General features: G+C 68.4%; 28 protein-coding genes. 18 read left to right on the forward strand and 10 right to left on the reverse strand.

The features are described 5' to 3' along the window. Positions 1 to 33 precede the first annotated feature (33 nt). A complete protein-coding gene (locus ACODTA_RS21970) occupies positions 34 to 1,077 on the forward strand; it encodes an N-acetyltransferase DgcN family protein (RefSeq protein ID WP_489068629.1) in 1,044 nt (347 codons plus the stop codon). Positions 1,078 to 1,298: 221 nt separating this feature from the next. After that, a complete protein-coding gene (locus ACODTA_RS21975; RefSeq protein WP_489068631.1) occupies positions 1,299 to 2,213 on the forward strand; it encodes a hydroxymethylglutaryl-CoA lyase in 915 nt (304 codons plus the stop codon). Positions 2,214 to 2,484: 271 nt separating this feature from the next. On the opposite strand, the gene ACODTA_RS21980 is transcribed toward ACODTA_RS21975, so the two are convergent. Beyond that, positions 2,485 to 3,399: a kinase gene (locus ACODTA_RS21980; protein ID WP_489068633.1), complete on the reverse strand. Its 915-nt coding sequence runs from the start codon at positions 3,397 to 3,399 to the stop codon at positions 2,485 to 2,487. 26 nt (positions 3,400 to 3,425) lie between these two features. On the opposite strand from ACODTA_RS21980, the gene ACODTA_RS21985 reads away from it, so the two are divergent. After that, positions 3,426 to 4,391 carry a 2-hydroxyacid dehydrogenase gene (locus ACODTA_RS21985; protein ID WP_489068635.1) on the forward strand — a complete coding sequence of 322 codons (966 nt, stop codon included), beginning with the start codon at positions 3,426 to 3,428 and terminating at the stop codon, positions 4,389 to 4,391. Between the two features lie 181 nt (positions 4,392 to 4,572). Here ACODTA_RS21985 and pruA read toward each other — a convergent pair whose 3' ends face one another. Then, positions 4,573 to 6,201, reverse strand: a complete 1,629-nt coding sequence (gene pruA, locus ACODTA_RS21990; protein WP_489068637.1) for an L-glutamate gamma-semialdehyde dehydrogenase — start codon at positions 6,199 to 6,201, stop codon at positions 4,573 to 4,575. Between the two features lie 197 nt (positions 6,202 to 6,398). Between pruA and ACODTA_RS21995 the strand changes: the two genes are divergently transcribed. From ACODTA_RS21995 to ccoS, 11 genes are all read left to right on the forward strand, one after another. Next, on the forward strand, positions 6,399 to 7,238 hold the full coding sequence (locus ACODTA_RS21995; protein WP_489068639.1) for an AraC family transcriptional regulator: 840 nt from the start codon (positions 6,399 to 6,401) through the stop codon (positions 7,236 to 7,238). Between the two features lie 46 nt (positions 7,239 to 7,284). Next, positions 7,285 to 7,506 (forward strand): hypothetical protein, encoded by a 222-nt coding sequence (locus tag ACODTA_RS22000; protein WP_489068641.1) that lies wholly within the window; start codon positions 7,285 to 7,287, stop codon positions 7,504 to 7,506. A 137-nt stretch (positions 7,507 to 7,643) separates the two neighbouring features. After that, positions 7,644 to 8,384: a Crp/Fnr family transcriptional regulator gene (locus tag ACODTA_RS22005; RefSeq protein ID WP_489068643.1), complete on the forward strand. Its 741-nt coding sequence runs from the start codon at positions 7,644 to 7,646 to the stop codon at positions 8,382 to 8,384. Between the two features lie 27 nt (positions 8,385 to 8,411). Next, the gene (gene ccoN / locus ACODTA_RS22010) at positions 8,412 to 10,079 is read left to right on the forward strand and encodes a cytochrome-c oxidase, cbb3-type subunit I (RefSeq protein WP_489068645.1); all 1,668 of its coding nucleotides are present in this window, start codon (positions 8,412 to 8,414) and stop codon (positions 10,077 to 10,079) included. An 11-nt stretch (positions 10,080 to 10,090) separates the two neighbouring features. Then, positions 10,091 to 10,825 (forward strand): cytochrome-c oxidase, cbb3-type subunit II, encoded by a 735-nt coding sequence (gene ccoO / locus ACODTA_RS22015; RefSeq protein WP_489068647.1) that lies wholly within the window; start codon positions 10,091 to 10,093, stop codon positions 10,823 to 10,825. After that, a complete protein-coding gene (locus ACODTA_RS22020; RefSeq protein WP_222989191.1) occupies positions 10,822 to 10,983 on the forward strand; it encodes a cbb3-type cytochrome c oxidase subunit 3 in 162 nt (53 codons plus the stop codon). Before ccoO ends, ACODTA_RS22020 begins: the two co-directional genes overlap by 4 nt. After that, positions 10,976 to 11,929: a cytochrome-c oxidase, cbb3-type subunit III gene (gene ccoP, locus ACODTA_RS22025; RefSeq protein ID WP_489068650.1), complete on the forward strand. Its 954-nt coding sequence runs from the start codon at positions 10,976 to 10,978 to the stop codon at positions 11,927 to 11,929. The genes ACODTA_RS22020 and ccoP overlap by 8 nt, the downstream gene beginning before the upstream one ends. After that, entirely contained in the window at positions 11,916 to 13,367 is a 1,452-nt protein-coding gene (gene ccoG / locus ACODTA_RS22030; protein WP_489068652.1) for a cytochrome c oxidase accessory protein CcoG, read from the forward strand. The genes ccoP and ccoG overlap by 14 nt, the downstream gene beginning before the upstream one ends. Beyond that, on the forward strand, positions 13,364 to 13,819 hold the full coding sequence (locus ACODTA_RS22035) for a FixH family protein (RefSeq protein WP_489068654.1): 456 nt from the start codon (positions 13,364 to 13,366) through the stop codon (positions 13,817 to 13,819). Before ccoG ends, ACODTA_RS22035 begins: the two co-directional genes overlap by 4 nt. Further along, the gene (locus tag ACODTA_RS22040) at positions 13,816 to 15,939 is read left to right on the forward strand and encodes a heavy metal translocating P-type ATPase (RefSeq protein ID WP_489068657.1); all 2,124 of its coding nucleotides are present in this window, start codon (positions 13,816 to 13,818) and stop codon (positions 15,937 to 15,939) included. The genes ACODTA_RS22035 and ACODTA_RS22040 overlap by 4 nt, the downstream gene beginning before the upstream one ends. Beyond that, on the forward strand, positions 15,936 to 16,088 hold the full coding sequence (gene ccoS / locus ACODTA_RS22045; RefSeq protein WP_489068659.1) for a cbb3-type cytochrome oxidase assembly protein CcoS: 153 nt from the start codon (positions 15,936 to 15,938) through the stop codon (positions 16,086 to 16,088). The genes ACODTA_RS22040 and ccoS overlap by 4 nt, the downstream gene beginning before the upstream one ends. A 53-nt stretch (positions 16,089 to 16,141) precedes the next feature. Here ccoS and ACODTA_RS22050 read toward each other — a convergent pair whose 3' ends face one another. Continuing rightward, complete coding sequence (locus tag ACODTA_RS22050) at positions 16,142 to 16,798, reverse strand: OmpW/AlkL family protein (protein ID WP_222989197.1); 657 nt, start codon at positions 16,796 to 16,798, stop codon at positions 16,142 to 16,144. A gap of 130 nt (positions 16,799 to 16,928) precedes the next feature. Here ACODTA_RS22050 and hemN point away from each other — a divergent pair, with 130 nt between their 5' ends. Beyond that, the gene (gene hemN, locus ACODTA_RS22055) at positions 16,929 to 18,251 is read left to right on the forward strand and encodes an oxygen-independent coproporphyrinogen III oxidase (protein ID WP_489068661.1); all 1,323 of its coding nucleotides are present in this window, start codon (positions 16,929 to 16,931) and stop codon (positions 18,249 to 18,251) included. Next, the gene (locus ACODTA_RS22060; RefSeq protein ID WP_489068663.1) at positions 18,241 to 18,474 is read left to right on the forward strand and encodes a hypothetical protein; all 234 of its coding nucleotides are present in this window, start codon (positions 18,241 to 18,243) and stop codon (positions 18,472 to 18,474) included. Before hemN ends, ACODTA_RS22060 begins: the two co-directional genes overlap by 11 nt. Positions 18,475 to 18,539: 65 nt before the next feature. Here ACODTA_RS22060 and fixJ read toward each other — a convergent pair whose 3' ends face one another. From fixJ to ACODTA_RS22075, 3 genes are read right to left on the reverse strand one after another with little or no spacing between them, the layout of a single operon-like run. Next, a complete protein-coding gene (gene fixJ, locus ACODTA_RS22065) occupies positions 18,540 to 19,166 on the reverse strand; it encodes a response regulator FixJ (protein WP_489068665.1) in 627 nt (208 codons plus the stop codon). Next, a complete protein-coding gene (locus ACODTA_RS22070; protein ID WP_489068667.1) occupies positions 19,159 to 20,292 on the reverse strand; it encodes a sensor histidine kinase in 1,134 nt (377 codons plus the stop codon). The genes fixJ and ACODTA_RS22070 overlap by 8 nt, the downstream gene beginning before the upstream one ends. Before the next feature lie 30 nt (positions 20,293 to 20,322). After that, complete coding sequence (locus ACODTA_RS22075) at positions 20,323 to 21,135, reverse strand: universal stress protein (RefSeq protein ID WP_489068669.1); 813 nt, start codon at positions 21,133 to 21,135, stop codon at positions 20,323 to 20,325. Positions 21,136 to 21,298: 163 nt separating this feature from the next. Between ACODTA_RS22075 and ACODTA_RS22080 the strand changes: the two genes are divergently transcribed. Beyond that, positions 21,299 to 21,670, forward strand: a complete 372-nt coding sequence (locus ACODTA_RS22080) for a hypothetical protein (protein ID WP_489068671.1) — start codon at positions 21,299 to 21,301, stop codon at positions 21,668 to 21,670. 111 nt (positions 21,671 to 21,781) lie between these two features. Here the strand turns inward: ACODTA_RS22080 and ACODTA_RS22085 are convergent, their stop codons facing one another. Both ACODTA_RS22085 and ACODTA_RS22090 read right to left on the reverse strand, forming a co-directional pair. Continuing rightward, positions 21,782 to 23,323, reverse strand: coding sequence for a DUF4403 family protein (locus ACODTA_RS22085; protein ID WP_489068673.1), 1,542 nt, complete (start codon positions 23,321 to 23,323; stop codon positions 21,782 to 21,784). Positions 23,324 to 23,416: 93 nt separating this feature from the next. Continuing rightward, entirely contained in the window at positions 23,417 to 24,625 is a 1,209-nt protein-coding gene (locus ACODTA_RS22090; RefSeq protein ID WP_489068675.1) for a threonine synthase, read from the reverse strand. Positions 24,626 to 24,798: 173 nt separating this feature from the next. Here ACODTA_RS22090 and ACODTA_RS22095 point away from each other — a divergent pair, with 173 nt between their 5' ends. Beyond that, positions 24,799 to 25,731: a LysR substrate-binding domain-containing protein gene (locus ACODTA_RS22095; protein ID WP_489068677.1), complete on the forward strand. Its 933-nt coding sequence runs from the start codon at positions 24,799 to 24,801 to the stop codon at positions 25,729 to 25,731. On the opposite strand, the gene ACODTA_RS22100 is transcribed toward ACODTA_RS22095, so the two are convergent. Both ACODTA_RS22100 and ACODTA_RS22105 read right to left on the reverse strand, forming a co-directional pair. Then, complete coding sequence (locus tag ACODTA_RS22100; protein ID WP_489068679.1) at positions 25,694 to 26,146, reverse strand: DoxX family protein; 453 nt, start codon at positions 26,144 to 26,146, stop codon at positions 25,694 to 25,696. The genes ACODTA_RS22095 and ACODTA_RS22100 overlap by 38 nt on opposite strands. A gap of 63 nt (positions 26,147 to 26,209) precedes the next feature. Next, positions 26,210 to 26,488 (reverse strand): BufA1 family periplasmic bufferin-type metallophore, encoded by a 279-nt coding sequence (locus ACODTA_RS22105; RefSeq protein ID WP_489068681.1) that lies wholly within the window; start codon positions 26,486 to 26,488, stop codon positions 26,210 to 26,212. Between the last annotated feature and the right edge of the window lie 98 nt (positions 26,489 to 26,586).

Genomic DNA, 26,586 nt, shown 5'->3' on the forward strand with positions numbered 1-26,586 from the left:
GCCCGGTTCCGGCCGGGCACATGGATATAGGAGATGACGATACAGCACGGTTCCACCACCGCGGGCGCACTGGCCCTGCCGCAACCCTATCTGCTGTTCCTGGGAGACACCACGATCGCGGGTTATGCGAAAACGGCCTTCGGCCTGCGCGACTGGGCGGGCGACCGCTGCGTGGGCGAGTTCGCGCTGCCTGGCGCGACCGTGTCCGCCGGGCTGGCGCCGATGACCCCGGCCGAGGCGTACGCGAAAGGCGCGAGATCGCTGGTGATCGGCGTCGCCAATGTCGGCGGCGTGATCCCCGATGGCTGGATCGCGGGGCTGATCGCGGCGCTGGAGGCGGGGCTCGATATCGTCAGCGGCATGCATGCCAGGCTTGGCGATATCGCGGCGCTGCGCGAGGCGGCGGAGCGGCTGGGCCGCCGGCTGATCGACGTGCGCAAGCCGCCCGCCGGAATCCCGGTGGGATCGGGCGCCAAGCGCGGCGGCAAGCGGCTGCTGACCGTCGGCACCGATTGCGCGCTGGGCAAGAAATACACCGCGCTCGCCATCGCCCGGGGGCTGCGCGCGCGCGGGATCGACGCGACGTTCCGCGCGAGCGGGCAGACCGGGATCATGATCGCGGGCGCCGGCATGCCGATGGATGCGGTCGTCTCCGATTTTCTCTCCGGCGCGGCCGAGATGCTCAGCCCCGACGCGCCAGCCGATCACTGGGATGTGATCGAGGGCCAGGGATCGCTTTTCCATCCGGCCTATGCCTCGGTCTCGCTTGGCCTGCTTCACGGCAGCCAGCCCGATGTCTTCGTCGTCTGCCACGAGCCGGGCCGCACCGATATCCTCGGCCATCCCGGCTATGCGCTGCCCTCGATAGAAGCCGTGATCGAACAGACAATCGCGATGGGGAAGCGGACCAATCCGGCGATCCGCTGCGGGGGCATCAGCCTCAACACCGGCGCGCTTTCGCCCGAGGCGGCTGAGGCGGAGATCGCGGCGCACAGCGAACGGCTGGGCCTGCCCGCCGCCGATCCGATCCGGGGCGGCCCTGCGTTCGAACGGCTGCTGGACGCCTGCTTGTCCTGAGAGTCGGTTTGGGAAATGTGCGGAAGAGCGCTTTTCCAGAGCCCCACCAGCCCGCTCCCCCCCCCGGCCACCCAACGGCAGTATAGTCGGGGAGGCCGGGTGGGGGAGCGGGCTGGTGCGGTAATGCGCCATGGGCGCATTCAAAAACGCAAGGGACTTGGCACGGGGCTGATCCTGTATAAGGCGACCCGAAAGGGATTTATCGCCGAGGAGCAGCGCGCATGACCGAGCGGACATTGGAGATCGTCGAGGTCAGCGCGCGCGACGGGTTGCAGAATGAAAGCGTGCTGGTCTCGACCGCCGACAAGGTAGACCTGATCACCCGGATGATCGACGCGGGCGCGCGGCGGTTCGAGGTGGGGAGCTTCGTCAATCCGAAGCGCGTGCCGCAGATGGCGGACACGCCGGAGGTGATCGCGGCGCTGCCGGACCGCGACGATGTCCGCTATATCGGGCTGTGCCTCAACCGGAAGGGTGTGGAGCGCGCGGCGCGCTCGCGCGACGGCAACAAGCGCGGCGTTGACGAGGCGGGCTGCGTGACGGTGGCGAGCGATGCGTTCGGCATCGCCAATCAGGGGCAGAATTCGGCGGAATCGGTCGCGGAGAATCTCGCTATGCTGGCGCTGGCCCGGCAAGAGGGGCTGGTGCCGCAGGTGACGATCGCGACGGCGTTCGGTTGCCCGTTCGAGAAGACGGTGTCGCCGGATCGGGTGGTCGAGATCGCCGAACGGCTCGCGGAAGCGGATCCGGTGGAGATCGCGGTGGCGGACACGATCGGCGTGGCGGTGCCGGGGCAGGTGCGTGACCTGATCGGGCGGCTGCGCGCGGTGTTGCCCGCGCATATCCGGTTGCGCGCGCATTTCCACGATACCCGCGCCACCGGCGTCGCCAATGCCTGGGCGGCGTGGGAAGCGGGGGCGGACGTGCTCGACAGTTCGCTGGGCGGGCTGGGCGGCTGCCCGTTCGCGCCCGGGGCGACGGGCAATGTCGCCACCGAGGATCTCGCCTATCTGTTCGGCCGCTCGGGCGTCGCCACGGGCATCGATCTCGACAAGGCGATCGCGGTCAATCGCTGGTTCGCCGACGTAATGGGCAAGCCGCTGCCCTCCAATGTAGGGCGCGCCGGCGGATTTTGAGGAGAGTGCGAAATGTCCGATACGCTTGACGCCGGAATGACGCACCTGCCCCCAAACCGTTCGGGCTGAGCCTGTCGAAGCCCTGTCTTTCTACTTCCAATCCAGGAACAAGGCAGGGCTTCGACAAGCTCAGCCCGAACGGATCCGGCGGCGAGAGCGATATGGTCCCCCGCAACGCCCGGACCTGTGCCTGCCGCCCGCCAGAAAATCCCGGACACGATTGCGCGAACGCGGAAACGACCGGTGGCGGCGTGATAAAAGGCTCGTAGCCCTAGCCCAGCAGCAGCGACCGTACCGCGCGCGCATTGTCGAGCGCCAGCACGCCGTCCGCGCGATCGGGCATTTCGAACAATATGTGCCGGGTCAGCCGCTCATAATGCATGATGAAGCGCGCGACCGCCGCGTCGTCCATGATCGCGCCGCCATCCGCGCCCGTCACGGCGATCCGTTCGGCAAGCTTGCGCTCCTGTTCGCGCCGCCATGCGAAGACCGCGTCGAACGAGGGGGCGGCGATCATCAGCAACAGGTCAAGCTCCGCGAACAGTGCCTGATAATCGTCGGCGAGGCGGGCGTTGACCGCGCTTCGCCAGAGCTTTTCGGTATCCTCGTCGCGCTCCAGCGCGTTGACGGGTTCGGCGAGCGCGGCCTCGTCCTGGGGGCGGGCGCCGACGCACCAGCCTTCGAGCAGGATGATGTCCGGCCGACCGTCGAAGACCGGCCAGCCATTCGCGGGAACCACGTCGTCGGTCGCCTTGTCGAAACGGGGCAGCTTGACCGTCGATCCGTCGGACGCGGCACGCAACTGTCCGATCGTGTCCATCGCCAGCGCCACATCATGCGTGCCGGGCACGCCGCGCGCGGCGAACAGCGGATGGATGTCTGCCGCCAGCATCGCGCGGATCCTGCGCGACACGTAGAAATCGTCGATCGAGAGATTGGCGACCCTGAGCCCGGCCGCCCGGTCGAGCGCGGCGGCGAGCGCGAGGCTCATCGTCGATTTGCCGCTGCCCTGCGCGCCGCAGATCCCCAGGATCAGCGGTCCGCTCCAGCCTGCGCGCTTCGCCGCCAGCCAGTCCGCGATCGCCAGATAATCGGGCAGGATCGCCGCGCCGTCGGCGGGATCGATGCGTTCGGCGGCGAAGACCGCGCGTATTGCCGTGGCCGCGGTTTCGCTCGATATGCCCATCATTCCTCCACTGCACGGATCACGCGATGACCGCTTCCATCCTCGTTACCCGGAAATGGCCGGCCGAAGTAGAGTCGCTGTTGGCCGAACGTTTCGGCGCCGCGCTGAACGATGCGGACATGGCGATGACGGCGGCGGCGCTGGGCGAGGCGATGACGCGCCATGACGTGATCTGCCCGACGGTGACCGACCGGATCACCGCCGACATGCTCGACCGGCCGGACCGGCGGGTGACGCTGCTGTGCAATTATGGCGCGGGCGTCGATCATATCGATCTCGATGCCTGCCGCCGCAACGGCGTGATCGTCACCAACACGCCCGACGTGCTGACCGAGGCGACCGCGGAGATCGCGATCCTGTTGATGCTGATGGCGGCGCGGCGCGGCGATGAGGGCGCGCGCGAGCTGCGCGAGGGACGTTGGACGGGATGGCGGCCGACGCACATGATCGGCACGCAACTGGCGGGCAAGACGCTGGGGCTGATCGGCTTCGGCCGGATCGCGCAGGCGACGGCGCGCAAGGCGCGGGCGCTGGGCATGGCCATCGTCTATCACAGCCGCCGCCGCGCCGATCCCGCGATCGAACAGGCTCTGGACGCGCGGTTCGAGGGCGAATTGGGCGGGCTGCTCGCGGCGGCGGACATGGTGTCGCTGCACATGCCCGGCGGTGCTGCGACCGAGCGTTTCATCGGCGCGGCCGAACTCGCGGCGATGAAGCCGACGGCGATTCTCGTGAACACCGCGCGCGGCAGCGTGATCGACGAGGGCGCGCTGGTCGCGGCGCTGAAGAGCGGCGGAATCGCGGGTGCCGGCCTCGACGTCTTCGTCGGCGAACCGAATATCGGGCCCGCGCTTCTCGACGCACCCAACCTCGTCATGCTGCCGCACCTCGGCAGCGCGACGCGAGAGGCGCGGGCGGCGATGGGCATGCGCGCGATCGCCAATCTGGATGCGTGGCTGGCGGGGGATGAGCCGGCGGATCGCGTGGCTTGATCCGCCATGTTGTCGTTCCGTGCGCTTCCACTGACCCGCTCATCCTGAGGAGCCGTTGAGCGAAGCCGAAACGGCGTCTCGAAGGACCTGACTGGATCCTGCGTCCTTCGATATGAGCCTTCGCTACGCCGCTTTGCGGCTACTCAGTCTCTACTCAGGATGGGCGGACAGGGATGACACCCTACCCCCGATCCGCGCCCATCGCCGGATAGCGATAGTCGGTCGGCGGCGCGAAATTCTCCTTGATCGTGCGCGGCGACACCCAGCGCGCCAGGTTCCACATCGATCCGGCCTTGTCGTTGGTGCCCGATGCGCGCGCGCCGCCAAAGGGCTGCTGGCCGACGACCGCGCCCGCCGACTTGTCGTTGACATAGACATTGCCCGCCGTGTGGCGCAGCCGGTCCAGCGCGGTGGCGATCGCGCCGGCGTCGCGCGCGAAGACCGATCCGGTCAGGCCATAGGCGCTGCCCCTGTCGATCGTGTCGAGCATGTCCTCGAACGCGTCGTCCTCATAGACGAAGGCGGTGACGATCGGGCCGAAGAACTCCTCTGTCATGAAGCGCGAGGCGGGATCGCTGGTCTCGATCAGCGTTGGCGGCACGAAATAGCCGACGCGCATGTCGGGCACGCCGCCGGCGATCAGCGCCTCGCTCGCCGAGCGTTCCGCCGCCTCGCGCGCGGCGGCTTGTTTGTGCCACGATTTCTCGTCGATCACCGCGCCCATGAAATTGGTGAAATCGGCGACGTCGCCCACGCGGATCGTCTCGATATCGGCGACCAGACGGTCGCGCAGCGCGGGCCATAGCGAGCGGGGCGCATAGACGCGCGAGGTCGCCGAGCATTTCTGCCCCTGATATTCATATCCCCCGCGCACGATCGCGGTGGCGAGCGCGGCGATGTCCGCCGAGGGGTGGGCGAGCGTGAAATTCTTGCCGCCGGTCTCGCCGACGATGCGGGGATAGTTGCGATATTTCCGGCCCGCCACGTCGCGCAGGATCGCATCGAACACGCCCGTCGATCCGGTGAAGTGAATGCCCGCCAGCTCCGGATCGGCCAGGATCTGCGCGCTCGTCGCGGCGGCGTCGCCATAGATCAGGTTGATCACGCCATCGGGCAGGCCGGCCTCCCGCAGCAGCGCCATCACGAAATGCGCCGAATACTTGGCGGTGGCGGAGGGTTTCCAGACCACCACATTGCCCATCAGCGCTGGCGCTGCGGGCAGGTTGCCGGCGATCGCGGTGAAGTTGAACGGCGTGATCGCGTAGATGAAGCCTTCGAGCGGGCGATAGTCGAGCCGGTTCCACACGCCATCCGACGACAGCGGCTGCTCGCCATAGATGCGCAGCATGAAAGACACGTTGAAGCGGAAATAATCGGCGAGTTCGGCGGCGGAATCGATCTCGGCCTGGGGCGCGGTCTTGGACTGGCCGAGCATCGTGGCGGCGTTGAGCCGGTCGCGCCACGGGCCGGAGACGAGATCGGCGGCCTTCAGGAAGATCCGCGCCCGCGTTTCCCACGGGGTGCGCGACCAGTCGTGCCAGGCGGCCTTGGCTGCGGCGATCGCCTGGCCGACCTCGTCCGCGCCCGCCAGATGCGCGTCGGCCAGGACATGCGCATGGTCGTGCGGGCTGATCGCGGCTTCGAGCCGGCCGGTGGTGACCGCCCTGCCGCCGATCACCAGCGGCAGCTCGATCCGGTCGCCCGACATGGCGGAGAGCGCGGCGCGCAGGCTGTCGCGCTCCGGCGATCCCGGCGCATAGCCGCGCACCGGTTCGTTGCGGACGTCGATCGAAGGCGAGATTGCGAACATCAATGGGCTCCTGCGCAGCGCCGAAACGCGATTCCGGCGCTTATCCAGTCTGCCGCGTCATCGCCGTCAAGTCTCGCGCGGATATCGATGCGGCCGGGCCGGATATCGCGGCATCCGGGCCTTTCTGACCCGCCGGCGACGAACTTAGTCCTGATGCGGAAGGCGGGTGACGCCGCGATCGTCGATAAGGGCGCTGCATGGCATGGCATCGGGGGCTGGAGCGGATATCGGATGACGAGCCTGACGGAGACCGGGGCAGGGCGCGTGGCAAGCTGGCCGCCGATTGTCAGCATGTGCCCCGGCGCGTGGCGATCCTCGCCGACGATTATCCGCCGGGGCATCGCGATCCGGTCCACAGGCATCGGCGCGGGCAGCTCATCTACGCGATGGACGGGGTGATGGCGGTCACCACCGACGATTTCAGCCTGATCGTGCCGCCGCAGCGCGCGGTGTGGGTGCCGCCGGGGATCGATCACACGCTGCGATGCATGGGGCCGGTCTCGCTCAGGACGCTCTATGTCGATCCCGCTGAGCGATCGCTGCCGCCGATGTGCCGCGTGATCGAGGTGTCCAAGCTCTTGCGCGAGCTGATCCTGGAGGCGGCGCGCATCCCCGTGCTGTATGACGAGGCGGGGCGTGACGGCCGGCTGGTCGCGCTGCTGCTCGACGAGATCGTCCGCACCCCGGTCACGCCGCTGTCGGTGCCGATGCCGCGCCGCGCCTGCCTGGCGCGGATCTGCCGGACGTTGCTCGACGATCCGGCGCAGGACGCGGCGCTCGATCGCTGGGCGGCGGCGGCGGGGATGAGCCGCCGCAATTTCACGCGCGCGTTCCGCGAGGAGACCGGCATGGCCTTTTCGGCCTGGGTCCGCGACGTGCGCCTGCTGAAAGCGCTGTCGCTGCTCGCCATGGGCCAGAGCGTGACGCGGGTGGCGTTCGACGTCGGCTATGGCAGCGCCAGCGCCTTCACCGAGATGTTCACCCGCACGCTCGGCCGCTCGCCGAGCCGCTATGTCGAATCCTTCGCAGGCGAATAACCACGCCGTCTTGCAAGTTCCGGCGGGCGAGCACATGGCGGCGGCGATGACCGCGCGCGACCTTCAGGAGCTTCTCGTCACCATGCTCACGCGCGAGGGCGGCAACCGCCGGCGCTGGCGGATCGTGGTCGGCGATGTGCGCGTCTACAGCCTGTCGACCCATCCCCATTGCAACTGGTCGATCACGCCCGACGGCAATGCGGGTGAGGTCGCGCGAGTGGAACGGCTGCTCGACACGCTGCGCCTGAGCCACCCCATCGTCCAGTAGAACCGGGCGCGCCGGCCGCGCGGCGGCGGCGGTAGGGGAAACTCCGTATATCTGGAACGCCGCGCCGGGATCATGAGCGGACCCGAGGGGCTGGAGCGACACCGCGTCCGGTGTGAGCGGCCCCGGGCGACCGGATCATGACCATAGAGACACTGGCTGCCGCGCAGGCACAGGCACCCGTCACCACCCGGTCGGGCTGCGACGACTGCGTCCTGAAAGTGGGCACCTTGTGCCGGCGGCTCGACCATGACGCGCGCGAGGCGCTGCACCGCTATGGCCGCCGCCGCACGCTCGCCAAGGGGCAGACCATCACCTGGCAGGGCGAGCCCGCGAGCCATGTCGCCAATGTGCTGAGCGGCGTCGTCAAGCTGAGCGCCACCACGTCGGACGGCCGCGAACAGATTCTCGACATCGTCGGGCCGGGCGGATTCCTTGGCCGGATCGACGAGCGCGCCAGCGCCTTCTCCGCCATCGCGCTCGGCCCCGTCGAGATCTGCCTGTTCCCGCGCGAGAGCTTCCTCGCCGCCGTCGAGGACAGCGCGGAGGCCGGGGCGGCGATGCTGGAACGCGCGCTGGAGGATCTGGATCGCACGCGCCGCTGGCTGCTGATGATCGCGCGCGGCACCGCGATCGAGCGCGTCGCCACGCTGCTGCTCGCCTTCGCCGAACGCGATACGTCGCCGCGCCACGTCTTCGCGCTCACGCGCGGACAGATGGCGGACCTGGCCGGCCTCACCATCGAGACGGTGAGCCGCCAGATCGGCCGGCTGAAGGCGAGCGGCATCATCGCGCTGCCGACGCGCGACAGTTTCGAGATCCGCGACGCGGAGACGCTGCGGGCGATCGCGGGCGAACAGCCCGGCAACCGCACGCATTGAACAACGCCGCGCAGAGGGAGCCGGTCGATGGATAATCTGGTGATGAAGAGCGGGGGCTGGATGCTTGTCGTCCTGCTCGCGATCGCGGGGTTCGCGCTGTCGCACGATCCCGGTTTCTCGGTGCATATGGTGATCGTCGGCCTGGCCGCGATGATCGCGCTGTGGGCGGGGCTGAGGCGCGCGGACTATGCCGCGCTGGCCAGCGGCATCCTGCCGAAGCCGGCGGACGAGGGCGTCTATGACGACGATCCGATCCGCTGGGGCGTGATCGCGACGGTCTTCTGGGGGCTCGCGGGTTTCCTCGCCGGGCTCTACATCGCGTTGCAGCTTGCCTTTCCCGCGCTTAATCTGGGGATCGAATATACCAGCTTCGGCCGGCTGCGCCCGCTGCATACATCGGCGGTGATCTTCGCGTTCGGCGGCAACGCGCTGATCGCGACCAGCTTCTATGTCGTCCAGCGCACCTGCCGCGCGCGGCTGGCCTTCCCGACGATGGCGCGCTTCGTCTTCTGGGGATACCAGCTCTTCATCGTGCTCGCCGCCACCGGCTATGTCATGGGCGTCACCGAGGCGAAGGAATATGCCGAGCCCGAATGGTATGTCGATCTGTGGCTCACCCTTGTCTGGGTCTGCTACCTGCTCGTCTTCGGCGGCACGCTGCTCCGGCGCCGGGAGCCGCATATCTATGTGGCCAACTGGTTCTACCTGTCCTTCATCATCACCATCGCGATGCTGCACATCGTCAACAATCTGGCGATCCCGGTCAGCATCGTCGGCTCCAAGAGCTACAGCGCGTTCGCGGGCGTCCAGGATGCGCTGACGCAGTGGTGGTACGGCCACAACGCCGTCGGCTTCTTCCTGACCGCCGGCTTCCTGGCCATGATGTATTATTTCGTGCCGAAGCAGGCGGAACGGCCGGTCTATTCCTATCGCCTGTCGATCATCCACTTCTGGTCGCTGATCTTCCTCTACATCTGGGCGGGTCCGCACCATCTGCACTACACCGCGCTGCCCGACTGGGCGCAGACGCTGGGCATGGTCTTCTCGGTCATGCTGTGGATGCCAAGTTGGGGCGGCATGATCAACGGCCTGATGACGCTCAACGGCGCATGGGACAAGATTCGCACCGATCCGATCATCCGGATGATGGTGATGGCGCTCGCCTTCTACGGCATGAGCACCTTCGAAGGGCCGCTGATGTCGATCAAGGCGGTCAACAGCCTGTCGCACTATACCGACTGGACGATCGGCCATGTCCATTCCGGCGCGCTGGGCTGGAACGGCATGATCACCTTCGCCGCGCTCTATTATCTGGCGCCGCGCCTGTGGGGTCGCAGCCGGCTCTATTCGCTGCGCATGGTCAACTGGCACTTCTGGCTCGCGACCGTTGGCATCGTCCTTTACGCCGCGTCGATGTGGGTCGCCGGCATCATGCAGGGGCTGATGTGGCGCGAATACGGGGCTGACGGCTACCTGGTCTACGCCTTCTCCGAAGTCGTGAGCGCGATGTTCCCGATGTACGTGATCCGCGCGGCGGGCGGCCTGCTCTACCTGGCCGGCGCGCTGGTGATGGCCTTCAACATCTGGATGACGATCGCCGGCCGGCAACGCGCCGAAAAGCCGATGCGCGACGCCGCCTATGATCCCGCGAAGGATCGCCCGCTGCCGGCCCCGGCCGCCGTTCCCGCCGAATAAGGACCCCAGTCATGGCGAGCAAATTCTTCAGCCACGCGAAGATCGAACGCAACGTCACGCTGCTCGGCGCGCTGTCGCTGGTGGTGGTCGCGATCGGCGGCATCGTCGAGATCGCGCCGCTCTTCTGGATCGACAGCACGATCGAGAAGGTGGAGGGCGTGCGGCCCTATACCCCGCTCGAACAGGCCGGGCGCAACATCTACATGCGCGAGGGCTGCTACAACTGCCACAGCCAGATGATCCGCCCGTTCCGCGACGAGGTGGAGCGCTACGGCCATTACAGCCTGGCGGCGGAAAGCATGTACGATCACCCCTTCCAATGGGGATCGAAGCGCACTGGCCCCGACCTGGCGCGCGTGGGCGGCCGCTATTCGGACGAATGGCATGTCCAGCACCTGAAGGATCCGCAGTCGGTGGTGCCGGAATCGATCATGCCCTCCTATGCCTTCCTGGCGGAGCGTGAGCTGAAGGCGGGCGACATGCGCCAGCATCTGCGCGCGCTCTACCGGGTCGGCGTGCCCTATACCGACAAGGCGATCTCGGCGGCCAATGACGACCTGCGCGCGCAGGCCGATCCCGACTTCGAATCCGAAGGCTTCAAGGATCGCTATCCCAAGGCGCAGGTCCGCGATTTCGACGGCAAGCCGGGTACGCTGACCGAGATGGACGCGCTGGTCGCCTATCTCCAGATGCTGGGCACGCTCGTCGATTTCGAGGCCGCCGCCCCGCAGGAGCAGGCGCGATGAGCCTGTACGACACCCTTCGCCACTTCGCCGATAGCTGGGGCCTTGTCTTCATGAGCGTGCTCTTCGTCACGTTCGTCGGCTGGACCTTTCGCAAAGGCGCTTCCGCCCGCCACCGCGACGCGGCGCACATGATCTTCGAGGATCGTCACAATGGCTGAAAAACGCATCGACGAAGCCACCGGCACCCAGACCATGGGGCATGAATGGGACGGGATCGAGGAACTCGACACGCCCATGCCGCGCTGGTGGCTGTGGACCTTCTACGCCAGCATCGCCTTCGCGGTCGGCTATACCGTCGCCTATCCCGCCTGGCCGCTGATCGACCGCGCGACCGGCGGCACGCTCGGCTGGTCGAGCCGCGGCGATTTCGAGAGAGAGATGGCGGCGGAGGCGAAGAAGCGCTCCCCGATCATGCTGGCGCTCGCCGCCACGCCGATCGACCGGCTGCCAGACAATCCGGAGCTGATGCACGCCGCCGTCGAGGGTGGGCGCGCCGCGTTCAAGGTGCATTGCGTCCAGTGCCACGGATCGGGCGCGGCGGGATCCAAGGGCTATCCCAACCTGAACGACGACGACTGGCTGTGGGGCGGCGACATCAAGTCGCTGCAATATACCATCGAGCACGGCATCCGGAATCCGGATCACGATCAGACCCGCATGTCGCTGATGCCCGCCTTCGGCCGTGACGGCATATTGAAGCCGGCGCAGATCGACGATCTCGCGGCGCATGTCCGCGTCATCTCCGGACAGGAGAAGCCGGGTGCCGCCGCGCGCCGGGGCGCGACGCTGTTCGCCGACAATTGCGCGGTCTGCCACGGTGCGGACGGCAAGGGGCTGCGTGATTTCGGCGCGCCCAACCTGACCGATCCGATCTGGCTCTATGGCGGCAGCCGCGAGGATATCGCGGCGACCATCACCACCGCGCGCTACGGCGTGATGCCGCGCTGGGGCGAGAAGCTGGGGCCGGTGACCGTGAAGATGCTCGCCGCCTATGTCCATTCGCTGGGCGGTGGAGAGGCGCTGCCCGCGCTCGGCGCGCTGCCCGTCTCCGATGCGCCCGCGACCCCCGTCGCGGATGCGGCGAAGTCAGATGTCAAGCGCTGAGCCGGCCGCGCCGTCGCTCTACGAGAAGCGCAAGGCCGTCTATCCCAAGGCGGTCGATGGTTTCTATCGCCGCCTGAAATGGGCGATCATGGCGGTCACCCTCGCCATCTACTACGTCACGCCCTGGCTGCGCTGGGATCGCGGCCCCTATGCGCCCGACCAGGCGGTGCTCGTCGATCTCGCCAATCGCCGCTTCTACATGTTCGCGATCGAGATCTGGCCGCACGAATTCTATTATGTCGCCGGGCTGCTGGTGATGGCGGGGATCGGGCTGTTCCTCGTCACCTCGGCGGTGGGGAGGGCCTGGTGCGGCTATGCCTGTCCGCAAACGGTGTGGACCGATCTGTACCAGCATGTCGAACGCTTCATCGACGGCGATCGCAACGCCCAGTTCCGGCTCGACAAGGCGCCATGGGGTCCGGCCAAGATCGCGAAGCGGCTGACCAAATGGAGCATCTGGCTGCTGATCGCGGTGGCGACGGGCGGCGCCTGGGTCTTCTACTTCGCCGACGCGCCGACCTTGCTGAAGGATCTGCTCGCGCTCGACGCCGCGCCGGTCGCCTATGGCAGCATCGCGGTGCTGACCGCGACCACCTTCATCCTGGGCGGCTTCATGCGCGAGCAGGTGTGCATCTATATGTGCCCCTGGCCGCGCATCCAGACCGCGATGCTCGACGAGAAATCGCTGATCGTCACCTACAAGGACTGGCGCGGCGAACCGCGCGGCCATGGCATCAAGAAAGCGCAGACGGTCGGCCTGGTCGAGACCGGCGACTGCATCGATTGCCTGCAATGCGTGTCCGTCTGCCCCACCGGCATCGACATCCGCAAAGGACCGCAGATCGGCTGCATCACCTGCGCGCTGTGCATCGACGCGTGCGACAAGGTGATGGCGCAGATCGGCAAGCCGCGCGGCCTGATCGACTATGCCTCCGCCGAGGATGCGGACCGCGAACGCGCGGGCGCGCCCGCGCGGCCGGTGATCCGGCTGCTGCTGCGGCCGCGCACCATCGCCTATCTGCTGGTCTGGACCGGAATCGGCGCGGCGATGCTGTTCGCGCTGGGCACGCGCACCCGGCTCGACATCAGCGCGCAGCAGGATCGCAACCCGCTCTACGTGCGGCTGGCCGATGGCACGATCCGCAACAGCTTCACCGTCAAGGTCCGCAACATGGAAGCGCGCCCCCGCACCGTGGAGATCGGCATGGACGGGCTGGCGGGCGCGGTGCTGTGGACGGGCGGCGCCCGCCCGGCACATGCGCGCACGCTCCGGCTCCAGGTGCCGGCGGACAGCGTCGCCAAGCAGCGCGTCTTCGTCGGCGCCGCGGCGTCGGGCACCGTCCGCGAACCCTTCGGCTTCACTGTCCGCGCGCTCGACGCCGAGGGCGGGCACGGCCGCAGCGATGCCCAGTTCGAACGTCCGGAGGCCACGCCATGACCCGTCCCGTCAATGCCCGCCCCTTCACGGGCCGCCACATGGCCGCGATCCTCATCGCCTTTTTCGCGGTGGTCATCGCGGTCAATATCACCATGGCGCGCCTCGCCGTCGGCAGCTTCGGCGGCACCGTGGTCGACAATAGCTATGTCGCCAGCCAGAAGTTCAACGGCTGGCTGAAGGACGCGGCGGCGCAGAAGGCGCTGGGCTGGACGGTGGCGATGTCCCTCGACGCGCAGCGCCATGTCCTGATCGATATCGACGCACCGGGCGCGCACGCCACCGCGACCGCGCGCCATCCATTGGGCCGCGCGCCCGATATCGCACTCGATTTCGTGCCCGTTGCACCCGGGCGGCTGCGCGCCACCCGGCCGCTGCCCGATGGGCGCTGGCTGCTGCACGCCACCGTCGGCCGCGACGGCCGTGACTTTCATGCAGTGGAGACCCTGAAATGAGCGTGGTCGATCGCCCGGCCGGCGCCGCGCCGCTCAGCGAAACCGTCTTCTCCGTGCCGGGCATCCACTGCGCCGGCTGCATCTTCAAGCTGGAGGACGGGCTGGCGCTGACCGCCGGGATCGCGGCGGCGCGCGTCAATTTCACCACGCGGCGCGTGACGATCAGCCATTTGCCCGAACTCACCATTCCCGATCTGGGCGACGCGATCGGCGCGCTCGGTTTCGAGGCGCAGCCGCTGGGCGACGCCGTGGCGGAGGCGGACGACGGCGAAAGCCGCGCACTGCTGCGCGCGCTGGCGGTTGCGGGCTTCGCGTCGATGAACGTGATGCTGTTGTCGGTCTCGGTCTGGTCGGGCGCGCAGGGTGCGACGCGCGACCTGTTCCACTGGCTTTCCGCGATGATCGCGCTGCCCACCGTCGCCTATTCGGGGCGGCCCTTCTTCAAGTCCGCCTGGACCGCGCTTCGGCACGGCCGCACCAACATGGACGTGCCGATCGCGATCGGCGTGCTGCTGACCTGCGCGATCAGCCTGTTCGAGACGATCAACAGCGGGCCGCACGCCTATTTCGACGGCGCGGTGATGCTGCTGTTCTTCCTGCTGACCGGACGCGTGCTCGACAGCGTGATGCGCGATCGCGCGCGCGACGGCGTCACCGCGCTGCTCAAGCATCGGGCGGCGGGCGCGCTCGTGCTCAACAAGAGCGGCGGCACCAACTGGCGCGACGCGCAGAGCCTGGCGCCCAACATGCGGATGATCGTCGCGGCGGGCGAGCGGCTGGCCGCCGACGGCGTGATCGAAAAGGGCGCGAGCCGCTTCGATGTCGCGCTGCTGACCGGCGAAAGCGCGCCGCAGGCGGCGGGGGAGGGCGATGCCGTCCATGCCGGCACGCTCAATATTGACGCGCCGGTGACGGTGCGGATCACCGCCGCCGGCCCGGATACCGCGATCGCCGATATCGCGCGGATGATGGAGAACGCCACCCAGTCGCGCTCGCACTATGTCCGCCTCGCCGATCGCGCGGCGCGCTATTACGCGCCCGCCGTCCACCTGCTGGCGCTGCTCAGCTTCGCGGGCTGGATGATGGCCGGGGCGGGCTGGCACCAGTCGCTGATGATCGCGGTGGCGGTGCTGATCATCACCTGCCCCTGCGCGCTGGGGCTGGCGGTGCCGGTTTCGCAGATCGTCGCGTGCGGCGCGCTGATGCGCGCGGGCGTGCTGGTGAAGGACGGGTCCGCGCTCGAACGGCTGGCGGAGGCCGATCGCGCGGTGTTCGACAAGACGGGCACGCTGACGCTCGGCAGGCCAGAGCCCGTCAACCTCTCCGTGCTGGACTGGCGGCAGAAAAGCGTGATCCTCGGCCTGGCGCGCAACAGCCGCCATCCGCTGAGCCAGGCGCTGCGCAAGGCGATCGAGCGCGAGGGCATTCCCGCCGCGCAGGTGGACGCGATCGGCGAGACGCCGGGCATGGGGCTTAGCGGGTTGTTCGAGGGCGAGGCGGTGGCGCTGGGCCGCGCGGACGAGGCGGGGGAGGCGATGGCCTGCCGCTTCGGGATTGAGGGCGAGGAACCCGTGACGATCCTGTTCGAGGATCGCCTGCGCCCCGGCGCGGAGGCGCTGCCCGCCGAACTGGCCGCGCTGGGCATCCAGAGCTCGATCCTGTCTGGCGACCGCGCCGCCGCCGTGCTGCCGGTCGCGCGCGCGCTGGGGCTGACCGCGCAGACCGGCATGCTGCCGCAGGACAAGCTCGACGCACTCGCGCGGCTGTCCGCCGGCGGCGCGCGGGTGCTGATGGTGGGTGACGGGCTGAACGACGGGCCGGCTCTCGCCGCCGCCCATGTCTCGATGGCGCCGGCCTCGGCCAGCGATGCCGGGCAGAGCGCCGCCGATACGGTGTGGCTGGGCGACGGGCTGGCGCCGGTGCCCATCGCGATCCGCGCGGCGCGCGCGACGATGCGCGTGGTGCGCCAGAATTTCGTGCTCGCGATCGGCTATAATGTGGTCGCGATCCCGCTGGCGATCGCCGGCCATGTGACGCCGCTGATCGCGGCGCTCGCCATGTCCGGATCCTCGATCATCGTCGTCGCCAACGCCCTGCGTTTAAGGAGTGCCGCCCGATGAACGGTCTTGCCCTGCTGATCCCGATCGCGCTGTCGCTGGGCCTTGCCGGGCTCGCGGCGTTCTTCTGGGCTTTGCGCGGCGGCCAGTTCGACGACATGGACGGCGCCGCGCTCCGCATCCTGATCGACGAGGACGAACCCCGCGCATAAAAAAATGGGCCGGCGAGGATCGCCGGCCCAGTTGGGAGAGCTCGTTCTGGCGGTCAGAGCCGGAAGCCGACTCCCACGCCGATGACGACGGGATTGAGATCGATCTTCACCTTCTGGGTGCCGGCGGCGGTGGTGCGCAGTGTCGCGACCGTCGAGATATCGAGATATTTGGCGTCGAGATTGAGGAAGATCTTCTTGTTGAGATCGATATCCACGCCCGCCTGCAAGGCGTAGCCGACGCTGTCGGACATCGAGACCTTCGTCTTGCCGACCGCCGCTTCCAGCCCCTTGGACGCGTCCTCCGCATAAAAGAGCGTATAGTTGATGCCGGCGCCGACATAGGGGCGCACCGGGCCGTTCGCGATCGGGTGGTATTGCACCGTCAGCGTCGGCGGCAGCACCCAGGTGGAGGCGAGCCTGCCGATGGTGCCGGTGGTGCCCGTGCGGCCCGAGGCGGCATGTTTGGTGGTCGCCGCGATCAGCTCGACGCCGACATGGTCGGTCACCATGTGGGTCACGTCGATTTCGGGCATCACGCTGTCGTTGACGCGGACTTTCTCGCCCGGAAAGCCTGGCAGCACGCTGCCCGAACGCTCGGTGGGCGTGACGGCGATGCCGCGGATACGCAGATAGGTGTCGCCCTTTTCGGCGAGGGCGGGGGGAGCGATCAGGCCGGCGGCGATCACCGGCAACACGATCAGTTTCCTCATGACACGATGGTCCTTCCTTGCTTGGTCCCCCATTCATGGGCGGACCGGGCCGGCCCTTCCTTGATCCTGGCCAAGAAGCTTTTTGACCTGCGTCAAATGCGCGCCCGCGCGCGCGCGATAGGGTGCCGGCATGTGGACCCATCACCCCGATCTGCTCGCCACGCCGGTGCCGCGCTACACCAGCTATCCCACCGCCGCCGAATTCCATGACGGCCCCGACGCGGCGGCGCTGGAGGGCGCGCTCGCGGCGATCGGGCCGGACGCGCCGGTCTCGCTTTACGTGCACATCCCCTTTTGCCGCGAGATCTGCTGGTATTGCGGCTGCAACACCGGCGCCGCGAACCGGGACCGGCGGCTCACCGCCTATCTGGAGGCGCTGACCGCCGAGATCGCGCTGGTGGGCGATCGGCTGGGCGGGCGCGGGCGGTTGCAGCGCATCTCGTTCGGCGGCGGCAGCCCCAATGCGATCGCGCCGACGGATTTCATCGCGCTGGTGGAGGCGCTGCGCGTCGCGTTCGGCGCACCGGAGGACGGGCTGTCGGTCGAGATCGATCCGCGCGGCTTCTCGCACGAATGGGCCGGCGTGCTCGGCGCGATGGGCGCCGAACGCGTCAGCCTGGGCGTGCAGACTTTCGCAGAGCCGGTGCAGCGCGCGATCGGCCGCGTCCAGCCCGCCGGGCTGATCGAGCGCACGACGCGCTGGCTGCGCGACGCGGGGATCGGCTCGATCAATTTCGACCTGATGTACGGCCTGCCGCATCAGGGGCTGGAGGAACTGGCCGAGACGCTGGAGATGGCGGTGGCGATGCAGGCCGACCGTATCGCGCTGTTCGGCTATGCGCATGTGCCGCACCTGATCCCGCGCCAGCGCCGGATCGACGGCGCGGCGCTGCCCGATGGAACGCTGCGGTTCGCGCAGGCCGGGCTAGGCCACCGCTTGCTGGCGGAAAGCGGCTATGCGCCGATCGGCTTCGATCATTTCGCGCTGCCCGCCGATCCGATCGCGCGCGCCGCGCGGGCGGGAGTGCTGCGCCGCAATTTCCAGGGCTTCACCGACGATCCCAGCGAGGTCGTGATCGGCCTGGGCGCCAGTTCGATCAGCATGTTCCCCGATCGCATCCTGCAGAACGAGAAGAATGCCGGGCGCTATCGCATGATGGTGAGCGCCGGGCGGCTGCCGGTTTCGCGCGGGCTGTTCCGCACCGCCGAGGACCGGCTGCGCGGGCGTATCATCGAGGCGCTGCTGTGCGCGGGTGCGGCCGATACCGCCGGCCTTTCCGATCGCGGCGAGACGGAGGCGCGGATCGCGCCCTTCGTCGCGCGCGGGCTGGCTGAATGGACGGGCACGACGCTGCGGCTGTCGGAGGACGCCGCACCCTATGCCCGCGCGATCGCCGCCGGTTTCGACACCTATCGCCAGCCGGACGCCCGGCGGTTCAGCAATGCCATCTAGATCCGGGTCGGTCGCCGCTCTCGTCGGCCTCGTCATGCTGGCGGTGCCGGCATCGGCGCTGCCGCAACGCATGGTGATGACGCGCATCTGCAGCGAAGCCGGCGCGCGGATGATGGCCTTGCCCGTCCCGGACGAAAAGCCAGCGCGCGACGAATGCATGAAGGCGTGCCACGCCACGTGCGAGGGGCGAAAAAGGGCGGGGAAGCGGCCGGGGGCTCTCTAACCCGCCATCCGGAAGAACGGCCTCGTCATCGACGGAGTCAGATCACGCCCGCGAAGGGGGACGGATCAAGCCCCGGCCTGGCCTCCGGCATCCGCCGCCGCGAAGGCGATGCGCAGCGCTTCGGACAGGCTTTTCACCTCCAGCTTGGCCATCACATTGGCGCGGTGGATCTCCACGGTGCGCGGGCTGATTCCCAGGTCATAGGCGATGGTCTTGTTCGGCAGCCCCTCCACCAGCCCGTCGAGCACGTCGCGTTCGCGCGGCGTCAGCACCTTCAGCCGCATGGCCGCTTCCTCCGCGCGCAGCAGCCGCCGGTCCGATTGTTCGAGCCTTTGCCACGCCTGTTCGAGCGCGGACATCAGCACCGCCTTTTCAAAGGGCTTCTCGATGAAATCGACCGCGCCGGCCTTCATCGCGCGCACCGCCAGATTGATGTCGCCATGCCCGGTCATGATCACCACCGGCATCGCGATGCCCTGCGCGTTCAGCCGCGCCTGCACCTCCATGCCGTCGGTGCCGGGCATGCGGATGTCGAGCAGCACGCAGCCGGGCGCGAGGCTGCCCGCCGCCTTCAGGAACGCGTCGCCCGATTCGAAGGCCTCCACCTTGTGGCCGGACGTGCGCAGCATGAATCCCGCCGAACGGCGGATCGCGTCCTCGTCATCGACCAGATAGACGATCTTCTCAGTCATTCGCGGCCTCCGCAGGCGTGCTGGCGATCAGCGTGAAGTGAAAGGCGGTGCCGCCCAGCGGCGAGGGTTCGGCCCAGATCCGCCCGCCCTGCGCCTCTATGATCGTGCGGCAGATCGACAGGCCCAGCCCCATGCCGCCATCCTTGGTGCTCAGGAACGGTTCGAACAGGCGGGCGGCGACGTCGGGATCGAGCCCGCTGCCGCTGTCCGCCACCATCATGTGGACCAGCGATTCGCCCTGCGCGCGCGATGTGATCTCCAGCCGGCGGACAGGGGCGTCGTGCATCGCCTCGATCGCGTTGCGGATCAGGTTGAGCAGCACCTGCTGCACCTGGATGCGATCGACCAGCACCTGATCGGCGGAGGGATCGAGCGACACCGTCACCTCGATGCCCTGTTCGCCCGCGCCGACCAGCGCCAGCGCATTGGCCTCGGTCACCAGCTTGCTCAGGCTCTCGATGCGTTTCTCCGCCTCGCCGCGCGCGATGAATTCGCGCAGCCGGCGCACGATCTGCCCGGCGCGCACCGATTGCTGCGCCGCCTCGTCCAGCGCCTCGCGGATCATCGCGACGGTTTCGGGATCGGTCGCACCGACCAGGTCGCGCGCGCCCTCCATGTAATTGGCGATGGCGGTCAGCGGCTGGTTCAGCTCGTGCGCGAGCGCCGCGGCGAGCGTGCCCATCGCGCTCACGCGCGAGACATGGGTGAGTTCGCCCTGCAGGTCCTGAAGCCGGCGCTCGGTCTTTTGCCGTTCGGTCAGGTCGCGGATGAAGCCGGTGAAGATCTGCCCGTCCTCCGATCGCGCTTCGCCGATCGACAGCTCGATCGGAAAGGTCGATCCGTCTCGCCGCCGCGCGGTCGTCACGCGGCCGATCCCGATGATGCGGCGTTCGCCGGTCTGGTGATAGCGTTCCAGATAGCCGTCATGCCGCTCGCGGTCTGGCGAGGGCATCAGGATGCTGACATCCTCGCCCACCACCTCATGCTCGGCATAGCCGAACATCGCCTCCGCCGCGCTGCTGAACGACAGGATCAGCCCGCGATTGTTGATCACGACCATGGCGTCGGGCACGGTGGAAAGGATCGAGCGCAGATGCGCTTCACTGATGGTTCGGCCCGTACTCACGCCCTCCTTCTAAACACGAAATCGTGCCGCTCAATGCGCAAGGAACAGCGGCAGCGGCGCATGGGCGATCAGATCGCGCGTCACCCCGCCCAGGATCGCCTCGCGCAGCCGCGAATGGCCATAGGCGCCCATGACGAGATAGCCCGCATCGACCGCGGACGCGGCGTCGCGCAGCGCCTGTCCGATGCCGCCCGCGGGCGCTTCGGCCGCCGTCAGCGCCGCGGTGACGCCGTGGCGCTGGAGATAGGCGGCGGCCAGCAGCGCCGGGAAATCCTCGTCCGGCTGGCCCACCTCGATCAGATGGACCGCGCCGGCGAGGCGGAGCAGCGGCACCGCCGAGCGCAGCGCGTGCGCGGCCTCATAGGAACCGTTCCAGGCGATCGCCACGGCGCGGCCGGCCTCGAAATAGCCCCGGTCGTGCGGCACCGAGAAAACCGGCGTGCGCGAATGGATCGCGACATCGCTCACGATATCGTCGGGCCGGGTCAGCACATTGCCGCCCAGATCGGCGCGGCTGACGATGATCGCATCGGACAGGCGGCCCAGCGCCATCAGCATATGGGCGATATCGCCGTCCTGGCTGGTCCAGTCCCAGGACAGCCCCTCCTGGGCGAGGCGCGTCTCGACCCGCGCGCGCTCCAGTTGCTCGGCCTCGCGCAGTTCCTCCAGCATCACTTCGGACACATGGACGCCGCCAAAGGTGTCGATGCCCACGAAACGGTCGAACGGGGTGATCTGGGCGCAGCGGATATGCGCGCCGGTCGCTTGGGCGAGGTCGATCGCGAAATCCAGGCGCGATGCCAGCCCCGGATCGGTCTGAATGTGCAGCAGGATCGATTTCATGGCGCATCTCCATCGAAAAGGCGGCGATGGCGACAAGGATATCGCGCCTGCCATCGCCCCGTCTCTACGCATGTTTACGGAAACGCTTGGGAGGGGGTGGCCGCATCGGCCGGCGCCGGAGCCTCCGTATCTATCCGTATTACGCGGCGGCGGGCGCTCGGGCATGCCGGAGGATATGAGCTGGAAGACCGTCCGCCTGGAACTCGCGAAAACGCCCGGATATCCGAACGGATCGGCGGTGCGCGCCTATCTGCTGCGCCTGCCGCTCGACGATGCCGGGCGGATCGACCTTGGCGAATTCCGCTCCAATCCCAAACATGCCACCGTCCGCCGCTACTGGCCCAACGAGCCCGACCGGCTCGGCCAACTCCGCCGTACGCAGGCGGGCTGGATCCTCTCCTATGGCCGTGACGGCACGGGCGGGGAGGCGGTGCTCGACACCGGATCGCAGCCGATCGTGCCCGAGGCGATATTGGGCATCACCGAGGCGGGAAGCGACGCCCTCAGCTTCCGCGTCGCGCGCTGCGAGCGGTGAGGGTCTGGCCTGCGCCGGAGGCGGGTGGCGGGATGGCGCATCAGCGCCCCCAAGCCCGAACGGTGAAGGGGGTCGCACGCTATCCTGACGCATGTCATGATCGTACCGTCCTCAAGGCAAGCGGCTGATCGTCGCGGTGCCCGTCACTTCGGTCAGCATGTACAGACCCGATCCGGTCACATGGACGCGGCCGTGCTGCGCGTGCTGGATCTCGGCCTTCAGCAGGAAACCCTTTTCGCGGCGCTCGGCGATCGCCTTGCGCGCGGCGGTCACCACCTTCTGATAATCCTTGCCGAAATCCTGGACGAGCCCGGCCTCGATCGTCGCGATCACCGTCTTGTCGAGGAATAGCCGGGCGAGCAGATCGATCACCGCGCGGTCTGTCTGTCCGTAGATCTGCAGGTCGCGCACCCGCACAACCTCCGATCCGGGTTCGTTATAGGGCAGGCCGGTCAGCCATACCTTGCCGCGTGTCGCCGAGAGCGGGCCGCGCACCGCGTCCGCCGAGGCCTCTATGCCCACCGCCAGCCGCCCGCCGGTGGTGGGGTGGATGGTGACGCCGCCAAAGGCGACGGTGACCGGGCCGATGGTCTCGAGCGTGATCGGCTTGCGCGCCAGCTTGTCGAGCGCGCGTTTCAGCACGGGTTCCAACTCGCGATAATCGGCCATCACCGGAATATGGAAATTGAGACCGCCCTGTGGCCGTTCACGCAGCGGCGCGGGCAGCGGCACGGGCACGGGATTTTCGGGGCGGCCGCCGACGAAGGTTTCGGTGATCGCGCGCGCCGCGATCCGCGCCTCCAGCACGCGGCCGGTGATCCGGTACCCTTCGAACCCCACGCCCTGCGGCGTGATCCGCATCCAGGCGGGCGGGCGTTCGCGATTGAGTTCGATCGTCGTGAACGCGTCGCGCCAGGCATCGGCGATGCCGCGGCGCAGCGCGCCCTTGGGAAAGGCGCGGGGCAGGTCGCGTTCCAGCCCGACGATCACCTTTTGCAATTCGCGGTCGGCGCGGCGAGCGAAGCGGATGCGCTGGCCCAGGAAATCGATGCCGGGCGGATCGGTCCAGTCATAATCGAGATCGACCTTGGCGGTCGGATCCCATTTGCCGTCGATGCCCAGGCGGACGGTGGCGCGCACCAGCGCGGATCCGGTCGCGGTCTCGCGCTTGATCACGCCGCCGACGTCGCGCGCCTGGATCTCTGCATGAACGGGCATGGCGAGCGCGATCACCGATCCCTTGCCGCTCAGCCGGATCGGGCCGCGCGTCACGCGGCCGACGATGCGGCAACTGATCGGCGGGGAAACGCGCAGCCGCTCGACGCCGATCTTGCAGGGTACGTTGCGGCATTCCTCGCCCTTGCACTTGCGCTCGTGCTTCACGCAGATGGTGACGCGCGCGGGCGGGATGCAGGTGGTGCGTTCGTCGATCGACCAGAGCGCGGCGGGGGCCATGCGGTTGATATCGGCCTGCAGCCGATCGAGATCGAAGCGGACGGGCACGCTGATCGTCGAGGACGGCTTGGGCGGCGTGAAATCGTCGGTCAGGCGCGGCGGCGGTTCCAGTTCCGCCCGTTTCTCGCACGCGCCCAGCAGCAGCGATAGCAGCAGGAGCGCGAGCGAAGGGAGCGACAGGAGCGATCGCGAAGCCATGCGTCCTCTTTACGGCGCCGATGGTTTCGAAATCTTCTTCGTTTCCGCGCGCTTGGCAAGCGCAAAGCGCGGATGGGCGGTCGCGGATGGGGGTCAAAGCAGGATCGAGCGGTCCCGCATCGGATATTTGAGGCCGGTGGCGCAGTTGAACAGCAGCACGCGTTCCTCCGCGCCGACAATGCCCTTGGCGAGCGCCCGGCGATAGGCGGCGTAGGTCGCGCCGCCTTCGGGGCAGAGCAAAATGCCTTCCTTGCCGCCTACCTCGTCGACCGCCGCCGCGATCGCCTCGTCGGGCACCGCCATGGCGCATCCGCCGCTTTCGCGCACCGCGTCCAGGATCATGAAATCGCCCACCGCCTGCGGCACGCGGATGCCCGACGCGATCGTCTCCGCGCCCTCCCACCGTATGGCGTGGCGCTCGCCCGCTTCGAAGGCGCGGACCATCGGCGCGCATCCCGCCGCCTGCACCGCGATCATCCGGGGACGCTCCGAACCGATCAGGCCGATCGCCTCAAGCTCCTGGAACGCCTTCCACATGCCGATCAGCCCGGTGCCGCCGCCGGTGGGGTAGAAGATCGCGTCGGGCAGCCGCCAGCCGAGCTGTTCGGCCAGTTCCAGCCCCATCGTCTTCTTGCCTTCTATCCTATATGGTTCTTTCAGTGTCGAAAGATCGAACCAGCCATGTTCCTTGGCGCCCTGTGCGACCAGCTTGCCGCAGTCGTCGATCAGGCCGTTCACGCGATAGACGCGCGCGCCCTGCGCCGCGATCTCGCGCACGTTGATCTCGGGCGTATCGGCGGGGCAGAAGATCACCGCCTCGATCCCGGCCTGGCGGGCATAGGCGGCGGCGGCCGATCCGGCATTGCCGTTGGTGGGCATCGCGATCGCCGTCACCCCCAGTTCCTTCGCCATCGAGATCGCCATCACCAGACCGCGCGCCTTGAACGATCCGGTGGGCAGCCGCCCTTCATCCTTCACCCAGAGCGCGTTCGCGCCCAGTTCGCGCCCGATCGCGCGCAGCGGCAGGATCGGCGTCGCATTCTCTCCCAGGCTGACGACGTTGCGCGTCTGGCGCACCGGCAGCAGCTCACGATAGCGCCACAGGTCGGCGGGGCGCGCGGCGAGCGCCTCGCGCGTCATCGCCGCCGCGACACCGGCGAGGTTATAGCGCACGAGCAGCGGCTTTCCGGCGCGTGACAGGCCGTGCAGCCGATCCGCCTCGTATCGCTCGCCGGTATAGGCGCATTCGAGATGGGTGACGAAGGTGGCGCGCTCGGCCGTCAGATTGTCGTCGTGCAGCATCGGTGCGGGCTCCCGTGCAAAAGGCGTGGATGGACCCGCCGGCTTCGGCCCGCAAATGGCGATTGGTGATAGCGCAATTCACGAAATGGCAAGCGCCGTGCCTGTGCCCGCCATCAACACTGGTTTATGATCAGTGCGAGTCGATAATCATCGCTTATGGAGAGGGCCGGCCATTGTCGCATTCGACCAGGGCGCTTTCGCTCCGGCATTTCCGCGCGATCATCGCGATCGCGGATACCGGCAACCTGATCGGCGCGGCGCGCGCGCTTCATCTCAGCCAGCCCGCGATCACCAAGACGCTCCAGGAGGCGGAGGCGATGATCGGTGCGCCGATCTTCGAGCGGACGAGCCGGGGCGCCCGGCCCACGATCTTCGGAGAGGCGCTGATCGGCCATGGCCGGATCATCCTGTCGCAGCTCGCTTATGCGGGCGAGGAGGTCGACGACCTGCGCGACGGGCTGGGCGGGCAGGTCGCGATCGGGGGGCTCGCCGCCGCGATGGTGGAATTGCTGCCGCTCGCGATCGCGCGGCTCAGGGCGGATCGCCCGCGCCTGTCGGTCTCGCTGGTTGAGGCGACGAACGACCGGCTGCTGCCGCTGCTGCGCGGCGGCGAGCTCGATTTCGTGGTCGGGCGATTGTCGCCGTCGCGCGATCCGGATGGGCTGGCGCAGGAGGCGCTGGTCGATGATGTCGCCTGTGTCGTCGCCGGGCCCGATCACGGCCAGCGTTCGGCGCCCCGGCTGGCGCTGCGCGATCTGATGGCGGAACGCTGGATCCTGCCGATCGCGGGATCGACGCTGCGCGCGCCGGTGGAGGCCGCGTTCAGGGCGGAGGGACTCGATCCGCCGCGCCACGCCATCGAATCGGTGTCGCTGCTCGCGAATGCGCTGCTGATCCGCGACCATGGCTATGTCGCATTCTATCCCCGCCCGCTCGCCGCGCGCGAGGTGGCGATGAAGCAGGTCTCGATCCTGCCGATCCCGCTCGACGCCACCGCCGCGACGATCGGCATCACCACGCGCCGGGGCGCCCGCCTGTCCCCCGCCGCGCAGGACGCGATCGGCTGCATCAGGGCCGTGGCGCGCGCGACCGGGAAACCCGTGTGAAGACCGCGTCGAGCGACCATGCACCGCCGCCGCGCGCGATCAGCGGCAGCAGGATCGCGGCCCAGCTCAGATGGGTCGGCCACGCATCGGGATAGACGAAAAGCTGGATGACGATCGTCATGCCGAGCAGCGCGCCGGCGGAGGCACGCGTGAACAGGCCGAGCACGAGCAGGATCGGGAACAGATGTTCGGACAGCGTCGCTGCGACGGCGGCGATGTCCGGCGGCACCAGCGGCAACCGGTATTCGGTCTGGAACAGCGCATAGGTCGTGTCGGTGATGGTCAACAGGCCCTCCACCTTGGTCCGGCCGGACAGGAAGAAGATGCCGGCGATGCCGAGCCGCGCGACGAGCAGCAGCAGCGCGTCCGGAACCAGCGCGCCGATGCGCGCGACGAACGATCGCGATAACGTCATTGGGGAAACCTCCCGGAACTGGGGGGCGGGGGCCGCCGGCTGGCTGCCCCCGCGACCGGGTTTTCAAGCCTTGGGCGTCAGCGAGCCGGGGCCCTTGGGCGTCTTGATGCCGGTGCAGGTGCCGGCCTTCACCAACGTCCAGGCGTTGCCCTGATAATCGACCTTCGAGGTGCCGGCGCAGCTTGTCCCGGCGCCCGCCTTGCAGTCATTCTTGCCGGCGAGCGAAACGCCGTAGCATTTTTCCATCGCGGGTTTGCCCTGGGCGGAGGCGCTGGTGGCGACGGCGGTGCCGGCGATGGCGAGCGCCAGGCCGGCGGCGAGCGTTGCATGGGTGGTGCGCATATCTGTTCCTTTGTGAAATAGGCCTCGTGCGTGGCCCGATCGCCGGAAGCGGGACCGGGCCACGATGATCCGGGGGAGGCACTTCGAATCCGGATCAT

The sequence above is a fragment of the Sphingomonas sp. FG14 genome, from assembly GCF_057809675.1.